The sequence below is a fragment of the Peptidiphaga gingivicola genome, from assembly GCF_001652275.1.
Taxonomy (GTDB): domain Bacteria; phylum Actinomycetota; class Actinomycetes; order Actinomycetales; family Actinomycetaceae; genus Peptidiphaga; species Peptidiphaga gingivicola.
In genome coordinates this window covers 32,443-50,972 of sequence record NZ_LVZK01000002.1, presented here as the reverse complement: position 1 = coordinate 50,972, position 18,530 = coordinate 32,443, and the positions used below count along the sequence as shown (strand labels likewise).

The following is an 18,530-nucleotide window of genomic DNA, read 5'->3' as shown; positions in this document are numbered from 1 at the left end:
GCGACCTAGTAGGGGATCGAGATGTGGACATCGTCCATGCCGACTTCCTTACGCAAGCCGCTTGGCAGCAGCAAATCACAGAAAACGTCGCATCTTGGTGAATGCCCCGCCTCAAGGCGACGACGACCTCAACGCCCGATTTGTCGCGGCGGTGAAGAGGCGCTTTCTCCCGGAGCGCGGAGAGGCGCTTTCTACCAGAACGCCGGCGTAGATGCGCAAATCTCGAATGGAGAGGGATCCGAAAGGCAAGCCGAAAGCCTCGGGGCGTAAAGCTTTGGCTCGGGCGCCGCGCTCGCCGCTGAGGCTTGCGCGGCGCCCGGGGCTTGCCGTTTGCCGGGGTGTATGTTGTGCGTCAGGCGAGGCTTGGCGCCCGCTTTGCCCGCCCGTTATATCCTGGCCGCGATGGGTGACGAAACTTCGACGTCGACCCTTGGTCTCAGGCCAGCGAGGGCTGGAGGCCGAGGCTGCCGACGAGGTGGTCGCGATAGGCCTGCGAAGTGACCTCTTCCAGCCAAGCGCGGGCCGCCGCCAAGCGCTCGTCAAGCCCCAAACGTTCGATGACTTCCTCGTTGTTCTCGCCCTTGTAGAAACGGGCAAGGGCTTCGATCGCCTCTCGAGCCTGCCGTGCGTCGCGGGCCGCCTTGGCGTCCAGACGCTCGGAATACCAGGCCGAGTTCAGAATGTTCTCGCGCTCGAACTGTGCGCGGAACTCCGGGCTTGCCAAATTCCAGCCCTCGCGCGAGACGCCGTCGATCATGATCTCCAGCAGGGCCCGCAGCGGCGGCACGGCCCACTCGATGGAGCCGTCGGCCCGGTAGTGCTCCGCCACAACCTTGTGGGTGGTGACGATGACGTCCACCGAGTCGGCGAAGATCGCCTCGTCCTGCAGCTCGGGGCGCAGCATCTCCTCGGTGAAGACGATGTCGGGATGCAGGAAGATCCGGCCGAAGAAGGTCGAGGCGAATGCCCGGTTCATGCGGTAGCCGAGGCGGGAGGCGTGAACTGTGCGGCCCTCGTATTCGAAGTCCTCGATCTTCTCGAGAAAGCCCCGCTTGACTAGATTGCGGGCGTTGCGCTCCTCGACGCTCATTCGCGAGAAGATTTCGGGGATGAGCAGGGAGATGTCATGCGCCACCTTGACCTTCGGGCCGATGTAGCCGGCGGAGGACAGCCAGCCGTCGTAGCCGCTGAGGGCGTAAGACAGCAGCGCGGCGTTGAGGTCGTATATGGCCGGCAAGGCGTTGAACGGGGCCTTGGTCAGGGCGCCCTCGCTTCCGGCGCCGGTCGTCGAGGGGGACTTCCCGGTCATGGACGAGATGAACTCCATGAACAGCTCGGGAAGCTCCATGTAATGGAGGGGATTATACGCGCACAGCGGCGGCACGCCTTCTTCGGGCGGGTTGTTGCGGCGCCCCGCGGCGACGACGTCGACGCTGTGGCGCAGCGGCTTGTCCAGCGGAACGTCGCGGAAGAGGTGGTTGGACAGATCCGCCAGCGCCACGTCCTTCGGATTGGCGATGTCCGGGCGGACCTGGAGATAGCGCGGATTCTTGGTGGGCACCCCGTTCACCAGGCGCGGGTTCGCCGTGCAAACCCAGTAGGTTTCCTTGGCGGGGTCATCGGCCTTCGGCAGTTTCGCCGCGCGGTTGACCAGGTTTTGCATGGGCTCGGTGAAATGTGACAGCCCGGGGGCGTCCGCGGCCATTGCCCGGGCGTCGTCGGGCGTCAGCGGCTGGAAATTCGAGATGAAGAGGTCGGCGTCGGGGGCGGACATGTCAGATTCGGTCTGCTTGTCGTAACCGCGCACGATCGCGTCGTCGGGCCGCTGGAAGAGCAGGCTCTCGCAATTGGCCACGAACTTGCGTGAAAGCTCGGAATCCGGCGTCGATTCGAGCCCTCCGGGTGCGACGATCGAGGCGGTGATGTCGTCCTCGGTCTGAACCTTCGCGGCGGGCGAGAAATCCGGACGCAGAGAAAGGAGGCGCCAGGCTCCGTCGTTTTCGAAGCCCACACGCAGCATGTTGACTTTGATGACTTCGCCGTCCAGTCGCAGCGAGTTTCCCTTGCGGCCGTTGATGATTCCCACGGAAAAGTGGCTGCGCCAGTCCTTGCCCCAGCTGGGCTGGTAGAAGCGCTTGACGGTGAAAATAAGCTCCTTGATGTGGTCCGGGATGGATTCGAGGAAGGCGTTGTATTCGTCGGTGTACATAGACGACGGCGTCAGCAGCTTGATCACGCTTCCCAGCGAGCGACGCTCGGAAAGGATCGAGCGGTGATGCTCGCTCTTGTTCGCCGGGTCGACGAAGCGGTCGGCGTAGTTGCCGTCGAGGATTCTCTGGACGGTGTCGAAATCTTCGTCGACGTCGCCGACGTAGGCTTCGCCGAATACGAAGGCGTCGAGGAGAGACTTGGATATCTCTGACTTTCCGCCGCCTGAAACTGTGGCGGGCTTGTGCGCCTGGGTCGACCATGGAGCCGTGCCCACCAGATGCCACTGGGTGGCGTCGCCCTCGCGGTGCTTGGCGTGCACCCGATAGCCTCCGGGTGCCACGTAGGTGTTGCCCACGAGCAGCCGAATCGAGGATTCCCCGCCGTCGGGCCGCGTCCACGCGATCGTCTGGCTGCGCATGGAGTAGCGGGCCCCGCCGGGCACCAGCACAACTGTTGGGTCCTCGACGGCGACGGCCGAGCCGTCCTCGCGCACCTCGAAGCGGCCCGGGTTGCTTTCCACAACGTGTTCAAGGGTCAGGCCCTCGGGCGTGTGGACGTCGGTGAACTCTTGACCCAGGTTGTAGCGCGGGTAGGCGATGGCGCCGCCGGCGTGCTCCTCCTCGACGCAGCCGAAGAGGTTCGCCGAGTAGCCGATCTGTGTTTTCACTTCCTTCTTGCAGTAGCCGAAGTAGTTGTCCGCTACGACGGTGACGATGACGCCGCGCTCGTCCCGCGCCACGCACTTGAATGCCTTGCCTCCGTTGTAAAGCTCGTTCTCGTCTTTCCAGCACTGGCCGTCGCGGCGCTGGCGTTCGGTGGCATCCTCCCACGAGGGCAGGCCCAGCTCCTTCTTGGTCAGCTTCGTCAGATGCGGCGCGAGGACGACGCAGCCGGTGTGGCCGGTCCATGACTCCGGCGCGAGCGAGGCGTCGTTCTCGGGAAGATAGGGGTCGCCGCCGTTGCCGAAGATTCCCTCGACGAAGTCGAGATTCGAGACGAGACCGCCCGGGGCGATGAAGCGGATCTCCATCGACCGTTCGGCAGAGAAGCCGGGAACCTCGGGGACGACGATGGGACGCAGCAGCAGCGAGACAAAGCAGCGGGCGGGTTCGGCGCGGGTCGATGCCCACGGCAGGGTCAGCAGGTCGTCCGGCGCGTCGACCGCGTGGGCCAACAGCCGTGCGAAGACGTCACGGTCCACGGCGATCTTGTCATCCGGGATGGGAAGGCCGCCTTCGGCGACGTGGAAGACGCCGGCCGTTGTGCGGCGGTCGTTTCGAGGGTTGTGCAGGACGCCTCCCAGCACTTTGTAGCTCTCGACGTAGTCGGAGACGAAGCTCGTGGAATCCGCCGGGAGCGATAGCGCGCGAGCCAGACCGGGCTGGTCGAGCACGAAAGTGGAGCGCGGCAGCTGGGGAGTTTCGGCGGCGCCCTCCAAGTAGGAGTCGAGGAAGTTCTGGATGCGCTGATCGGCAGCGCAGGGGCGATGCGCCAGGCGGCGAGAAAGCTCGCGCTGGCGTGCCAATATCGGGGACATGAGGCTGTCCGTCTCGCTCTGATCGACCTGCGCCAAAGCGGGAATTCCCAGAAGCTCCAAGCGCAGGGCGATGGCGGAAGCAGTGGCTGCGTCTTTAATCGTCATGATATGAGCCTAGCGAATCCGGGAGCCTCTAACCTGTTACGTTCCGCCTAGAAAGACGAAACGCACGAAGTTCGGACGTCGCCAGGCGGTGCGAAGGCCGGGCGGCGCGGGACGGCGTCGTGAAAGGCCTGCGTCGTAAAAGGCCGACGTCGCGAAACCGGCTGTGGTGCGGCCCCCCAAGGTTTAGGCTGGTGACATGGACAGTCAATGGCGCCAGCTGGCTCAATGGATCGGGCAATCTAATCGCATCGTCTTCTTCGGCGGCGCCGGGGTCTCGACGGAGTCCGGCATACCGGACTTTCGCGGCGCCAAAGGGTTTTTCCATCAGGATCGTGAAATCCCGATCGAGCGCGTTTTGTCCATCGACTTCTTCGAGACGCACCCGCAGGCGTATTGGGAGTGGTTTGCACAGGAAAACGCACGCGAGGGAGTCGCGCCGAATGCCGCGCACAAGTTTCTGGCGGAGCTCGAAAAGAGGGGATCGCTTTCCGCCGTCGTCACGCAGAACATCGACGGGCTGCACCAGTCGGCGGGATCCGAGCGGATTTTCGAACTGCACGGAAATTGGTCGCGCCTGCTATGCACGGGCTGCGGACGGCGTTTTTCGATCGCCGATTTCGACGAGGCGCGGACGGGGGCGGCTCCCCGCTGCCCTTCATGCGCCTGCGTCGTTCGGCCCGACATCGTCTTTTACGGGGAGATGCTCGGCAGCGGCGTTCTGGAGGGCGCGGTTCGAGCGATCGCCGACGCCGACATGCTGATCGTCGCCGGAACGAGCCTTGTCGTGTATCCGGCCGCCGGCCTCGTCGACTACTACGACGGCGACCGCCTTGTGCTCATGAACGCCACGCCCACCCCATACGACTCGCGGGCAAACCTCGTCATCCGCGACCCGGTGGGAAAGGTGTTCGCAGAACTCGCCCGGGCCGTCTGACCGCGGCAGTTCGGCCACGGCCCTTGGCCCGATGCCTCCGGCAAGAGTCTGGCTCGCACAAAGCCTTGACGGATCTTAAACTATTCAGTGTGAGCATCGGGCTTGGACCGGTGCGCCGTATCTCAGGAGCCCTCCTCCAAGGCGGAGGGCTCCTCGCTTATTTCTTGGGTTTGCCCAGCTTCTATGGGTACATTGGTCAGCGAAAACGATTTTCCATTCAAGTTCGTTCGTTTTCCCGTTCAAAAGGAGGCGGTCAACCGTCATGGTCAGCCTCGCAGACATCGCCGCTGCGACAGGGTACTCGAAGGCCACCGTGTCCCGGGTTCTCAAAGGAGACCCCACGTTCACCGTGCGTGAAGAAACGCGCAGGCGCATCCTTCAAGCGGGCAACGAGATGGGGTATTCCGTGCAGGGGCGTCGCGTAGGAATTCCGCAGGACGTGGCCGTCTTAGACAACATCGACCCAGAGCGCGGGCTGCAGGACGCCTATTTCTTTGAGATCCGCGAGGCTCTGAAAGCCAAAGCCGACGAACACAACACGAAGCTCACCCCGTTTCCCGACACGCGTTCCCTCGTGGGCGCGGGCAAGAAATTCGACGGTTTCATCTCCATAGGCCCGGCGCCGCTGGCCGACGACGATTTCACGGCCCTCAGCCGCGCACTGCCGCACGGCGTGTTCATCGACATCAATCCGGCTCCGGGGCTGTTCCACTCGGTGCGGCCGGATTTGCAGCAAACGGTTCTTGACGGGCTTGACGCGCTGATGGCGGCGGGCCGTCGTCGCATCGCCTTTGTCGGCGGAACGGGCCACATCATGGGCCGGCATTTTTACGACGAGGAGCTTCGCCATTTGGCGTACTCGAACTGGGCGCAGCGTTTGGGCCTCGACGTCGACGGCCTTTCATACGTCGGCGGCGCCTTCACCGTCGAGAACGGCCGCGGCCTGACTGCCCGGTTGATCGCGGAAAACGAGGATCGCATGCCGGATGCGATCCTCGTCGCCGCGGACCCGCTGGCCGTGGGCGCGTTGCAGGCCCTCGACGCCGCAGGCGTCCGCGTGCCTCAAGACGTCGCCGTCGTCTCCATCAACAACCAGGAGGTCTGCCAATACACCTCGCCGACGCTGACCTCGTTCGACATCGACTGCTCGGAGCTGGCGGAGTCTGCCATTCTCCTTCTCTCGGACTCGATCATCGGCCGATACTCCTCCTGTCACCACGTCCTTGTGTCGACGAAGCTCGTGGCTCGCGACAGCTTCGCCCCCGCGGGGTGAATGCGTGGCGGGTGCGGCACGGCGCCCTGGCCCCGTAGCCTCGCGGCCGGGCCCCGCGCCGCTGTTTGGCCGCCCGCATTCCAAGGTCGGGCAGACCGCCCGGCCCACGCCCTGGGCCGGGGAGTTTAGATAAGCTCCAGATCGACGTCGAGCCGCAGCGGCCGGTCAGCGGCGATGTGGTATTTCTCGTGAACTGGCGACCCCCACGAGTCGTCCCCTCCGACGCCCATCTGCCCTGCGAGGAGCCGCAAATGCGTCAGGGGCGTCCTCGACGGATCGGCCAGCTCCCACTGGTGGGAGGCCTCCTCGATTTGCGCGGAAGAGTAGGGGAGCACAGACACGTTGAGCGTCGATCCCTCCGCCGCGTCAAGCGCCGCTCCTTCCGCGTCCGCCGCAGCAAGCGCCGCTCCTTCCGCGTCCGCCGCAGCAAGCGCCGCTCCTTCCGCGTCCGCCGCAGCAAGCGCCGCCCCTTCGACGTCGGCCGCAGCAAGCGCCGATCCGTCGGCGTCGTGCCGCCTGACGCGTATTCCGCTTCCGGCGCCGTCCGTGATCTCGGCCCATCGCACGCCCCGGTGGTTCCCCGTCTCCTGAGGGACGAGGTAAGGGGCGTAGTCGCGCGCGGCGGTCGTCTCCCACACGCCGAGGCGTGCGCCCGAGGAGCGGTCCGCATAGGTTTCCTCGGGGCCCAAGCCGTAGTAGCGCAAATGCCTCAACTCGCCGGGCAGAGCCCATTCGACACCGAAGGCGGGGATCGTGGGCGCGTGCGCCTCGCCCGGGTAGTCGGCGGTCAGGCGTATGCGCGCGGCCGAGTCGATCGCGTAGCGCAGGGTGACCCGGCTCCTGGCCGGAGTGGCGAGTTCGTAGACGTAGGCGACCGCGACGTCCCCTTCGGAGGCGTCGACGGCGACGTCGACGCACCGCGCATAGCGTCCGGCCGTCGCCCACCGCGCCCGGTCGAAGCCGTGGCCCGCGCCGCGGTCGTTGTCGGTCAGCGGCCTGAACGTCGTGATTCTGGGCGGGCGGAGCACGTACTCTCTGCCGCTCTTCGTCCACGAGACGATCCCGCCCTGGGTTCGCGAGAGCAGAGCCTCCCGCGATCCAACTCGCAGGCCGACGTTCCAGCGCCCGACGGTGACCGCGGGGCTTGGCGCTCCGTTGGCCGGCGCCGCACCCCCTTCATCGCCCGGCGACGGAACCGCGGTCGCCCGCCCTGCCTCAGCCGCGACGCCGTGCGCCGCCTCGCCGACGTCGCGCGTCTCCTTGGCGGCTTGCCCCGGTTTCGCGGGGACGCGCACGGTGTGCTGGCCGAAGGCGATTTCGTGCCCGGCCGGCGCCCACAGAGTCTCCTCGGCAAGGCGCACGCCGACGTCGTAGGTGAGTTCGACGCCGGGCGTCTGACTCTCGGCGCTCGGCCATGGGATGGGAAACTCTTCGGCGTTCCCCGCCGGAACGTCGAACCGGTGCGTTTGGGACCAGACGCTCACGCCGTCTGCGAGGAGGCTGGCGACGAACTCGCAGCTTGCGGTTGAAGCAAATAGATTGTCGTTGACTACGCGCACGCCCGCGGGACTGGGGAAAAGGCGGATGTTCGAGTAAACCTGTTTGACCTCCGCCGCCTTCGGGGAGATTGAACGGTCGCCGAACAGCAGGCCGTCGCCGGAAAATTCGTAGTCGCACGGGCGGTCCGCGAATCCCCCTCCATACTCCAAACAGCCCCGAAGCTCGCCCTGGGTTTCGTCGGCGTGCTCCTTCCACAGGGCCTGGTCGATGAGGTCCCAGATGAACCCGCCCTGGTAATGCGGATACCGTTCCAGATCCGTGTACTCGAACAGGCCTCCGACGGAGTTCCCCATGGCGTGCATGTACTCGCACGAAATATAGGGCTTGTTTGGGGAGTGCGAGACATAATCCTCGATCGCGTCCGGATGGGCGTACATGCGGGATTCTATGTCGGTGACGTCGTCGTACTCGCGATTCCAGGTGACTCCCTCGTAGTGGACCGGGCGGACGGGGTCGAGCTCGTGCGCGCGGCGGTACATGCTTCGGAACACCTCGCCTCCGTAGGATTCGTTGCCCAGGGACCAGATGAGGACCGACGGATGGTTGTAGTCGCGGTGGATCATCGATTCGACGCGGTCGACGCAGGGGCCTTCCCATTCCATGCGCGATCCGGGGATAGCGGTTTCCGGCGTTGCGACGTCGCCGGGGACGTTCCACGAGCCGTGGGTCTCCAGATTGGCTTCGTCGATGAGGTAGACGCCGTAGCGGTCGGCGAGCGCGTAGAAGCGCCGGTCGTTGGGATAGTGGCTCGTGCGGATGGCGTTGATGTTGTGGCGCTTGCAAAAGACGATGTCGTCGATCATCTGCTGCTCCGTGAGGGTGCGTCCCTTGTGGCAGTCAAATTCGTGCCGGTTCACGCCCTTGAAGACGATTCTCTTCCCGTTGAGAGTCATGATTCCGTCCTCGACGGCGAATCGCCGGAATCCTATGCGCTGGGAAACGGTCTCGACGACGTCGGAGACGGCTTCGCCCGAGGAGACCGCGGCGTCCGAGGCGGCGCCCCGCCTGGTCAACGTCAACGTGAGCGTGTACAAGGCCGGATCTTCGGCCGACCACGGCCTGATCCCAGAAAGTTCGCCCGAGGACATTCGGGTGCGGCCCTGCTGCCGCGCCGTCGATTGCCACACGACGGCGCCGGCGTCGTCCGTGAGGACCGCTCGAACGTCGCCCTGCTCCTCCGGTTCGGCGACTGCGGCGTCGATGTTGAGCGAACCGGCCCCGGCCAAGTGGTCGTAATCGGCGTTCACGCGCAGATTGTCGAGGTGCGTGCGAGGTTTGCGGGTCAAAACGACGTCGCGGAAAAGGCCGTGGAAACGCCACGAGTCTTGGTCCTCCAGCCATGAGGCGCTCGAGTGTTCGAAGCAGGCGACGGTCAGAACGTGGTCCGCGGCAGAGGGGTCGATGTCGGCGCCCTCCCGCCCGAACAGGATGCCGGTGACGTCGAACTCGCTCGGGGTGTAGCCGTCTTCGGCGTATCCGACGAAGGCGCCGTCGAGCCACACGTATATGGCCGTCGCAAATCCCTCAAAGGCAATCGTGACGTTGCCGCCGTTCGCGGCTTCGGCGAGGGCGGGGTCCAATCGGAACTCCCTGCGGTAGAGGGCCGCGTGGTTGAGTCTGGGGATCTTCGGCGCTTGAGGGTCTTCGTGTCCGTCCCAGGGCATCTGAATGTTGACGTAGGCGGGGCGCCATCCCCCTTCGGTTTCCAGGGTCGAGGGGACGTCGATTGTTCGGAAGTTCGACGTTTGCCCGTCGGTTTTCGCGAACTCAGGGTTCTCGACGTCGATCTCGCTCGCCAGGACGGTGCGGAACGTCCAGGCGCCGGCCAGGCTCTGCGTCGGTGAGTCCGATGCGTGGTCTGAGTGGGAAGGCAGGCGATTGACGGCGAAAACGGCGGGGTCCTCAAGCCAGGAGGATTTCGCCTTGGAAGCCGACGGGGCGGAGGCCGACGCCGGGAAAGGCGCGGGCAATGAAGACGGGGCGGGGAACGGTGTGGGCATTGGGATCTACCTCCAGTGGTGCATCACGTCGTTGTCGTTAAGGTAAACCGGTTAGCTGCAAGTGTAAACCTGATCCTGTGTGCGCCGCAACGAGTTGGTTTTCTTCTGGACAAATGGGAGATTGACAGCTAAAACTAAGGTAATCTTTGTTTACCTGAATAGGTAATCGATTGTCTGTCGGCGGGGCGCGGTCGACCGCGGTCCGCTCTTCGAAGGAGAAGAAGATGTCCACTACAACCACGAAGGGGGCCCCGCGGGGAAGAATCGTCCAGCGAATCTCATACGCTGTGGGCAACCTTGGGCAGGCGGCGTTCTACAACGCGCTCAGCACCTATTTCGTCACGTACTACGCCGCCCAAACCCTGTTCTCTCACTACGGCAAGTCCGAAGCGAAAGCGCTGATCGGCATAATCACAGCCCTTGTTTTCATCGTCCGCATCGCGGAGATCTTCCTCGATCCCCTGCTCGGAAACCTCATCGACAACACCAACACGCGCTTTGGCCGCTTCCGCCCATGGCAAGTGATCGGCGGCGTCGTCTCTTCGGTCCTCATGTTCGCGATCTTCACCGGGCTGTTCGGCCTCGTAAACGTCAACAAAACCGTTTTCATCGTCGTCTTCACCATCGTCTTCATCCTGCTCGACATCTTTTACTCGATCCGCGACATCTCCTACTGGGGAATGATCCCCGCCCTGTCGACCGAATCGCACGAGCGCGGAGTTTTCACAGCCCTGGGAATGTTCACGGGGTCGCTGGGCTACAACGGAATCACCGTCGTCGTCATCCCGATCGTCAGCTTCTTCAGCGGGCTCTTTGCAAGCTCCTCGGGGCAGACCCAGGCGGGATGGACGGCGTTCGGGGCGATCATCGCCGTCCTCGGCATCGTCACGGCGCTCGCGGTCGCCTTCGGAACCACCGAGCAGGAGAGCGCGCTGCGAGCGAAAGCCAAGAAGAACACGAACCCGTTGCAGGCATTCGTCGCGATCGCCCGGAACGATCAGCTGCTTTGGGTGGCGCTCAGCTATTTGCTTTACGCCGTCGCCAATGTGGCCACCACGGGATTTATGCTCTATCTCTTCACATTCGTCCTGAGGATGCCCAGTGAGTATTCGATCGTCGGCGTCATCGCCTTCGTCGCGGGCTTGGCCACGACGCCGCTCTACCCGCTCATCAACCGTCGCGTGCCCCGGCGCAGTCTATACCTGGGCGGCCTGGGCATGCTCATTGCGGCGTACGTGCTCTTCATCCTGTTCTCGAGCAACGTCGTCGTTGTATTCATCGCCCTCGTGCTGTTCTACGTCCCCGCGACCTTCATTCAGATGACGGCGATACTTTCGCTGACGGACTCGGTCGAGTACGGCCAGCTGAAGACCGGAAAGCGAGACGAGGCCGTCACGCTTTCCGTGCGGCCGATGCTCGACAAGATCGCGGGCGCGGTTTCCAACAGCATCGTCGGCTTCGTTGCGATCGCCGCCGCGATGACCAACGGGGCCGACCCCGACAGCCTCACTGCGGGCAACATCCAAACATTCAAAACGGCCGCGTTCTACGCTCCTCTCGCTTTCATCGTCCTCTCGGCCCTCACCTTCATGTTCAAGGTGACGCTGAGCGAAAAGGCCCACGAGGAAATCGTCGCTCAGCTGGAGGCCAAGCTGGGAGAGGAGGGCGATGGGGAACGCGACGAGGAAGGCAGCGCTAAGGCCGAAAAGGAAGGTTGCGTTAAGGCCGAAAAGGGGGTCTGAGGCTCGGATCCGGCAAAAGGCCGAGGCCGGCAAACGCCTCTGAGCGGGTGTTTCGGAGGGCCGCTCTCTGGGTCCCCATCGTGAACCGGCGGGTTTGACGGTGCGCGAGCCCGCCGGTTCGCCTCGCTTCAGCCTGTCGATCGGAAAGCCAGGCGCGACGGAAGAAACGGATGGAATTGCGGCGGGACTGAATTTCGGCGGCTCCTGCATGCGACGGGTACTAAAAACTGCAACTAAGCCTTGACGTCGCCGTATCCGCGAAGGATGCTCTTCATAATTGACTACTGATCGGTAGGGTCCGCTTGGCGGTCCGGGCGGCTGAAAGGTCCAGGCAAAGGGCGGCCCCGAAGGCTTGAGGAGCCCACCATGTCCAACGCATCCCATTCATCGAATCTGTTCGCGCGCATCCGTGACATCGCGCGTCGAACCGGCGACGTCGTCGATGAGCCCGACTGTGTCGCCCGTAGATCCGGCGGCTCGCAAGTTCCTCGTCGAAAATTCGCGGGGCGCCTCGAGGATGCAGGAATCTATGGGCGTCCTCTCGGGGCCGTGCGCGGGAGGCCGTCGCTTCGACGCAGCGGTCGGCCGCCCCGGCGCGGCTCTTTCCCGTTCGGGCTCGGGCACCTGCCGTCGCGACGGAGCGTCCATCCGTCTAGGCTCGGAGCCTCGCCGTCTCGGCTCAAGGTCGCCGTTGCGGCGTCGGCCTTCTTCGTTGCCTCGGCGATCGGTGCGCAAGCCAGCGCCGGCCAGGCTGACAAGGGATCTGCGCCATCCGGCGCCCTCGCCCTGGCCGCGGATGCCCGGGGCGCGGTCTCGAAGGGCGCGGCGGCGGAGGCCAATCCGGGCGGCGTCGCCCGCGATGCGGCGTCGGCCTCCCACAAAACGTCGGCCTCCCACCAGGCGTCGGCGGCCCGCGCGAAGCCGGCGACCGTCCCCGCCGGGAAATACGTCGCCCTCGGGGACTCCTACGCCTCGGGTGAGGGCGTCCCTCCGTACGCCGAAGGGACCGACGAGGCAAATGGAAACCGATGCCACCGCTCGTCTTCCGCGTACGCCCACCGAGTGAGCGGCCAAGCGGGCAAAACACTCGACTTCGGGGCCTGCTCCGGGGCCCGCACCGGCGACTTCTACAACGCCAAGTCCGCCTGGGGAGAGCCGGCGCAGCTTTCGCGGCTCGACGCCTCAACGGGCCTCGTGACGTTTGCGATCGGCGGCAACGACGCCGGCTTCAGCAGGGTTCTCAGCGACTGCATCGGAGGCAAGAGCCTCCTTCCGTTCGTCGCCTGCAGCACCGACCGGGCGGTGACCGGCCCAGTCGATTCCGCCATCGACGCTCTTCGAGGCAAGACGAAGAAAGAAGGCGTCCGCAGCTACGACTCGATCGCGGCGGACATTCGCTCGCGAGCCCCGAGCGCGACGGTCGTGGCAGTGGGCTATCCGCGCATTTTTCCCGCCGGCGGCGGAACGGGCGGGCCGATTCCGGGGCGCTGTCAGGGCGTGAAAAAGGTGGATCAGCGGTGGATGACGGCGAAGACCGACGAGCTCGACGCCGCCCTCAAGGCCGCCGCGCTGCGCCACGGCTTCCTGTTTGCAGACACGGCTTCCGCGTTCGAGGGGCACGAGCTGTGCGGATCGAACGGATCGTGGATCCATGACATTCTCAACGACGGACGCTTCCACCCGACCCAGGCGGGCCACTCGGCCACAGCGGAGGCCGTGACGGGAACCCTGGGAGGCTTTGGCGGCCAGTCGGATTCGTCGGGTTCCGCAAAGGCCGGAAACTCCAGGGCTCGGGATGCCAAAGCGGGAGGCGCCCGGGCCGAGGGCGTCCAGGCCCGAGACGCCCAGGCTCGTAAAGAGCTCCGGGTCGCCGCGGATCGGGCGGACAATGAGCGGCCTGCAGGCGCAATCGCGGTTGAGCGCGACGGAGACCGGATGTCGCTGGACGCCTCGGCTTCGACCGACGCCGACGGGAAGGTCGTCCATGTCGACTGGTATGTCCAGCGCTCCGACGGCGGCGAAACGGTCGTGTCCGGGGCCCGGACGTCGGTCCAAATTCCCTCGGCGGAGAAAGCGACAGTGACCGCCGTCGTGACCGACGACCGCGGCATGGAAGACTTCGTCACGCGGCACGTGCCCGCAGCGAAGCAAGCTCCGCGCGCTGCGAAAAGCCACGGCTCGCGGCGCCGGCAGGCCGCCCAGGCCGAAGGCGGTTACGCGGTCAAAGCCGCGACAGAATGTCCGCCGTCGTGCGAACCTTCGCGAAGCCTCCGGCGGCGAGGTTCATTGCCGTCGCCCGCATGAGGTTTTCCGCGCTCTCCCGCAGCCGTCCGAGGCCGGGGACCTCGACGTCGATGTCGAACGTTCGCGTGGCGTCGAAGGCAACCGTGACGTCGTACCCGAGGTTGCCGGCCATCCGCGCCGTCGTCTCGACGCACATGTTCGTCTGGATTCCGCAGAGCACGAGCGACTCGATGTGCGAACGGCCAAGCCACGCGTGAAGATCGGGGTTCCCGTAGAACGCCGAGTTCACGTGCTTGGAGATCGTGAGGTCGGCCTCGGCTCGGGCGACGTCCTCCTTCAGTTCGTTGCCTGGGCAATCGGGGTGGAGCGGAGAAAGCGGGTTGGGCGAGTCGTGGCGGACGACGACGAGCGGACCGAGCCGTCTCTCCGCCCATTCGTCGATGAGCTGCGAGACGTTGGCTTCGGCATGCGGATTCGCGGTCGGGCCGTAGACGCCGTGGTCGAAGCCTTTTTGAACGTCGATGACGATGAGGGCTGTGTTCTTTCCTTCCATGGCTCAAGGAAACCAGCGCCGACGCGAGGCCGACAGTGGCACGAATGCCGCCTGCCGATAAAATTCTGCCATGAAGGTGCGAGTGGTCCTTTTGCCGGGGATGCGGGGCTTTGACCTCTGTGCCGCGCTCGAGGTCTTCGGCGGCGACCGGCGCGACAGGGGAGTGCCGCTCAACGACGTCGCCGCGGTCTCTCCTTCGCCCGAACCCGAACTGGAAGGCGGCCTGCGCATCCGGGCGCTTCCGCTCCAGGAGGCCGACGGCTCCGATCTGCTCGTCATTCCTGGATTCGCCGACCCGCTCGGGGCGGTCGATCCCGACGTCGTCCGCGCCGTCTCCGGCGGAGGCGGCGTCGTCCCGTCCGCCGCCGCCCGGGAAGACGCCGCCCGTCCCGGCACCGCCAGGTCCGGCGTCGTCCGAGACGACGTCGAGCGCGCCGCGGCCCTCGTGCTTCGGCTTCACAGCTCCGGAACGCACATCGCCTCCCTGTGCACAGGGGCCTTTCTCCTCGCGGCGACCGGCTTGCTCGACGGAGCCGACGCAACGACCCACTGGCGTTTTTGCGACGAGCTTCAACGACTGCACAAGAGGGTGCGGGTCGATCCGAAGGTGCTCTACACGCACGACGCCGCACGGCGGCTGTGGACCTCGGCGGGGGTCGCCGCCGGAATCGACGCCTGCCTGGCGATTCTGGCTCAAGAGTGCGGATCGGCGGCAGCGGCCGCCGTCGCCCGATCGATGGTTCTGCCGGCGGTCCGCCCGGGAGGCCAGGCTCAGTTCATCCCTCCGTTGAGAGGCGAAACCGAGGGGAGGGCGAGCGAGGGCGAAGAACTGCGAGCGGCGATTCTGCGCGATCTCGCCGCCCCGTGGACGGCTCAGACGATGGCCGATTGCGCACACACGTCGCCGCGCACATTGCATCGGAGATTTCTCGCCGAGACCGGGATGCCCCCGATCCGGTGGCTCATCTCCCGCAGGGTGGCGGCCGCGCAGGAGCTTCTGGAGACGACGGCGCTCGGCGTCGAGCAGATCGCCAGCCGCGTGGGCTTCGGCGGCGCCGTGTCCATGCGCAAACATTTCGTCGCCTCCGTCGGAGTGCCGCCGATCGAGTATCGCCGGGCCTTTCAACGCGACGGCGCCGCTTCCCATCGGTGACGGGCCTTCCCGGTGATTCCCTCCGTCGGCAGCGCAGTGAACGGAATTCCGGGACGCTAGTTGTCTGACGGGCAATATGCGTCTCTTTGTCCGTTTGCCGGACGATTGGGGGGACGCGGGACTCGCCGTGTTTTATAGTTGGGCAATGTTGACCAACTCCGTTCTCATTGCCGTGGTTGTCATGCTGGCCCTCTCGCTGGTGCGCGTCCACGTCGTCGTCGCCCTTTTCATCGGCGCAATCGTAGGCGGATTGCTAGGCGGCCTTGGCCTGGACGGAACGCTGGTCGCCTTTCAGGAGGGGCTCTCGGGCGGAGCGAAGATCGCCCTTTCCTACGCCCTCCTCGGCGCCTTCGCGATGGCCGTGGCCAACTCGGGGCTTCCCAAGCTTCTCGCCGATGCGCTCATTTCGCGGATCGGCGAGGAAAACGCGTCGCGCGAACGCGTGCTGACCGTCATGAAGTACACGATGCTCGGCGGGATTCTCGCCATGTCGATCATGAGCCAGAATCTCGTTCCCGTGCACATCGCATTCATCCCGCTGCTCATTCCTCCGCTTTTGACGGTCATGAACAAACTGCGGATCGACCGGAGGCTCGTGGCCTGCGTCTTGACCTTCGGCTTGGTGACCACCTACATGTATCTGCCGATCGGATTCGGCAGCATCTTCCTCAATGACATTCTTCTTGGCAACATCCGCAAAGCCGGAATGAGGACCGACGGCGTCAACGTGATGGCGGCCATGGGGATTCCCGCGCTGGGAATGGTCGCCGGCCTCCTCGTCGCCGTCTTCTTCTCCTATCGAAAGCCCCGCGAATACGCCGACATTGCGATCGACGGATCGAAGTCCGTCGGCAGCGGCGTTTCCGAACTGGACGCGGTCATCGCCGACGACGGCTCGGACGGCAGCGCCTCCGGCGGCCAAACCGGTGCGGGCGGCTCGGGCAAATCCGGTGCGGGCAGGCGCGGTTTGGCAGGTTTGTTCGGCAAGGGCCGCACCAGTGGCTCGGGCGGCGATTCTGACGAGTTGAAAGAAAAGGGGGAGGCTCGCCCATCCGCCTATCCCATCGTCATGTCGCTCGTCGGAATCGTTGCGTGCTTCGGGGTGCAGCTGTGGATGAAGGCGTCCGGAGCCGAAGCGGACGGTCTGCTCATCGGATCGCTCGTGGGGTTGATGGTCTTCCTCGTCACGGGCGCGGTGCCTTGGCGCGACGCCGACGACGTCTTCACCCAAGGGATGAAGATGATGGCCGTCATCGGGTTCATCATGATTTCGGCCCAGGGCTTCGCCGCGGTAATGGAGGCCACTGGCGACGTCAAACCCCTCGTGGCCGACATCGCCAAAGTGTTCGCGGACAATCGGCCGATGGCCGCGTTCGCCATGCTCCTAGTGGGGCTCATTGTCACAATGGGGATCGGCTCGTCGTTCTCGACCCTTCCGATCATCACGGCGATCTACGTTCCGTTGTGCGTGTCCCTGGGCTTTTCGCCGCTCGCGACGGTTTCCATCATCGGCACCGCAGGAGCTCTGGGCGATGCGGGGTCTCCCGCCTCGGATTCGACCCTCGGCCCGACGGCGGGGCTCAACGCCGACGGCCAGCACGACCACGTGCGCGACACCGTCATACCGACCTTCCTCCACTTCAACCTGCCGCTGCTCGCCGCCGGTTGGATTGCAGCCATGGTGCTGTGAGCGCGGTGTTGCGCTGTCGCCGCCGGGATGGAGGCGACAGCGCCGCCAACCCGTGCAGCGAGCGGTCTTAGGACGCCCTGGTCATACACGGGGACTGGCCGGGCGTACTGACTGACACCGGGGGCGGGTTCACATGCCTGCGAGGGCGGAGAATAGCGCGGCGCGCCAGCAGGCCCAATCGTGGCCGCCGCAAAATTCCTTGACGTCGATGCCGGGAACCCGGGCAGCGAGTCGGTGCGCCAGATGCGCTGTGCCCTCGAGCGCGCCGACGTCGATGCGAATCGAATCCCAAGGAGCTTCCGCCAAGGGGCCCGCCAGGTCGAAGCGCCACAGGGAAGGGGATTGGGCAACGACGTGGCGAACCTGCCCTTCGGACAGAGCAGCCGTCCACAGGGCGCTCAGCCCGCCCAGGCTTTGCCCGGCCGCCCAGGTGCTCTCGCCGTCGTGTGCCACGTTGTAGCGGCTGCGAAGCTCGGGAAGCAGCCAATCGAGGACGGCATCAACCTGGCCGCAGGGAACGCCGAGGCTTTCCCACCGGTCGCCCTCGCTGCCGGCTTCGAGCATCGCCACGTGGAGCGGGGCAATGGCCCCGGAGGCGATTGCGGCGTCGAGAAGCCGAGGGAGTTCGATGTCTCGCGCCCACGTGCCGCCGTCGAAAAGCAGGAGCAGCGGTGTGGGTCGGTCGAAATCGGGAACGTCGGCCTTGGGAACATAGATCCATGCTTGCTCGCAACCGTCGGAGATCTGTTCGACGCCGCCTCGCAGCGCAAGCTCGCCGCCCTTCTGTGCGCCGCGGCTGCGTGGCGGACGCGAGTCTCCGGGCCGAGTGCATTCGCCTTGACGGGCGGCTTCGCCTCCGGTGCGGCGCCCGGCGTCCGAGCACTCGGCCTCGTGCCCGACGTCGCAGCGCCAGAGCTCCGGGGGAGCCTCCGGACCGGCGGCCAGCGAGAACTCGCCCGCCGTCGATCGCATGGCCTCGGAAGAACGTCGATCCAAACTCGACGATTCGAGCGCGGACACGCGCACCGGCCCGTATCCGCGAGCCGCTCTCCAGGGGGAATCGCTCGGATCCGCCGCGCTTGTCGCAATCCTGTATGAGGCGCGCCAACTTCGTGGAAGCTTGACGGTAAGCGCCCATATTCCGGTTCCGCCGAGCCGTGAAAACTCGGCGTTCTCGATGCGCTCCGGTTCAATCAGATCTGCGAGCCACAGCAGAACGTTCCGGGCCGACGGCGCTTCGACGAGCCACGTGTACAGGGCGTCGCGGCCGTAAGGCGTGACAATTGGGTTGGGACGCGAAAGGCCCTCGGCCAGGAGCCTCTCGAAATCGTGGGATTGGCGCGCATATGCGGCTTCGATTGGGCCGGTGACTCGCTCGATGGAGGCCGAGTGGATCGGAACGTTGGCCTCGATCTCTCGGTGGGCCCTTCCATGCCTGTCGCGCCAAAGCTTGGGCTGACGGTCAAACCTCATGAAAATCGCCCCGCTGCCCGCTGGCAACAGTTGCCCCGCTGTCCGCTCGCCGCAA

Annotated in this window: 10 protein-coding genes; 6 read left to right on the top strand and 4 right to left on the bottom strand. The window is 65.3% G+C overall.

Annotated features, from left to right (window positions below; all coding sequences use genetic code 11):
* Positions 1-436 precede the first annotated feature (436 nt).
* Entirely contained in the window at positions 437-3,853 is a 3,417-nt protein-coding gene (locus tag A4H34_RS08060; RefSeq protein ID WP_064231759.1) for a hypothetical protein, read from the bottom strand.
* Between the two features lie 196 nt (positions 3,854-4,049).
* On the opposite strand from A4H34_RS08060, the gene A4H34_RS08055 reads away from it, so the two are divergent.
* Positions 4,050-4,787: an NAD-dependent protein deacylase gene (locus A4H34_RS08055; protein ID WP_064231758.1), complete on the top strand. Its 738-nt coding sequence runs from the start codon at positions 4,050-4,052 to the stop codon at positions 4,785-4,787.
* A gap of 262 nt (positions 4,788-5,049) precedes the next feature.
* Positions 5,050-6,060, top strand: a complete 1,011-nt coding sequence (locus A4H34_RS08050; protein ID WP_064231757.1) for a LacI family DNA-binding transcriptional regulator — start codon at positions 5,050-5,052, stop codon at positions 6,058-6,060.
* A gap of 125 nt (positions 6,061-6,185) precedes the next feature.
* Here the strand turns inward: A4H34_RS08050 and A4H34_RS08045 are convergent, their stop codons facing one another.
* Positions 6,186-9,620 carry a glycoside hydrolase family 2 TIM barrel-domain containing protein gene (locus tag A4H34_RS08045; protein ID WP_064231756.1) on the bottom strand — a complete coding sequence of 1,145 codons (3,435 nt, stop codon included), beginning with the start codon at positions 9,618-9,620 and terminating at the stop codon, positions 6,186-6,188.
* 224 nt (positions 9,621-9,844) lie between these two features.
* Between A4H34_RS08045 and A4H34_RS08040 the strand changes: the two genes are divergently transcribed.
* A complete protein-coding gene (locus A4H34_RS08040; RefSeq protein ID WP_064231755.1) occupies positions 9,845-11,362 on the top strand; it encodes a glycoside-pentoside-hexuronide (GPH):cation symporter in 1,518 nt (505 codons plus the stop codon).
* Positions 11,363-11,728: 366 nt separating this feature from the next.
* The gene (locus tag A4H34_RS08035; protein ID WP_064231754.1) at positions 11,729-13,666 is read left to right on the top strand and encodes an SGNH/GDSL hydrolase family protein; all 1,938 of its coding nucleotides are present in this window, start codon (positions 11,729-11,731) and stop codon (positions 13,664-13,666) included.
* Here A4H34_RS08035 and A4H34_RS08030 read toward each other — a convergent pair.
* Complete coding sequence (locus A4H34_RS08030) at positions 13,584-14,159, bottom strand: cysteine hydrolase family protein (protein WP_064231753.1); 576 nt, start codon at positions 14,157-14,159, stop codon at positions 13,584-13,586. The two genes, A4H34_RS08035 and A4H34_RS08030, sit on opposite strands and share 83 nt — an antisense overlap.
* Positions 14,160-14,229: 70 nt before the next feature.
* On the opposite strand from A4H34_RS08030, the gene A4H34_RS08025 reads away from it, so the two are divergent.
* Positions 14,230-15,312 carry a GlxA family transcriptional regulator gene (locus tag A4H34_RS08025; RefSeq protein ID WP_082903163.1) on the top strand — a complete coding sequence of 361 codons (1,083 nt, stop codon included), beginning with the start codon at positions 14,230-14,232 and terminating at the stop codon, positions 15,310-15,312.
* Between the two features lie 145 nt (positions 15,313-15,457).
* The gene (locus tag A4H34_RS11425; RefSeq protein WP_064231751.1) at positions 15,458-17,002 is read left to right on the top strand and encodes a Na+/H+ antiporter family protein; all 1,545 of its coding nucleotides are present in this window, start codon (positions 15,458-15,460) and stop codon (positions 17,000-17,002) included.
* 129 nt (positions 17,003-17,131) lie between these two features.
* On the opposite strand, the gene A4H34_RS08015 is transcribed toward A4H34_RS11425, so the two are convergent.
* Positions 17,132-18,475 (bottom strand): alpha/beta hydrolase-fold protein, encoded by a 1,344-nt coding sequence (locus A4H34_RS08015; protein ID WP_156510297.1) that lies wholly within the window; start codon positions 18,473-18,475, stop codon positions 17,132-17,134.
* Between the last annotated feature and the right edge of the window lie 55 nt (positions 18,476-18,530).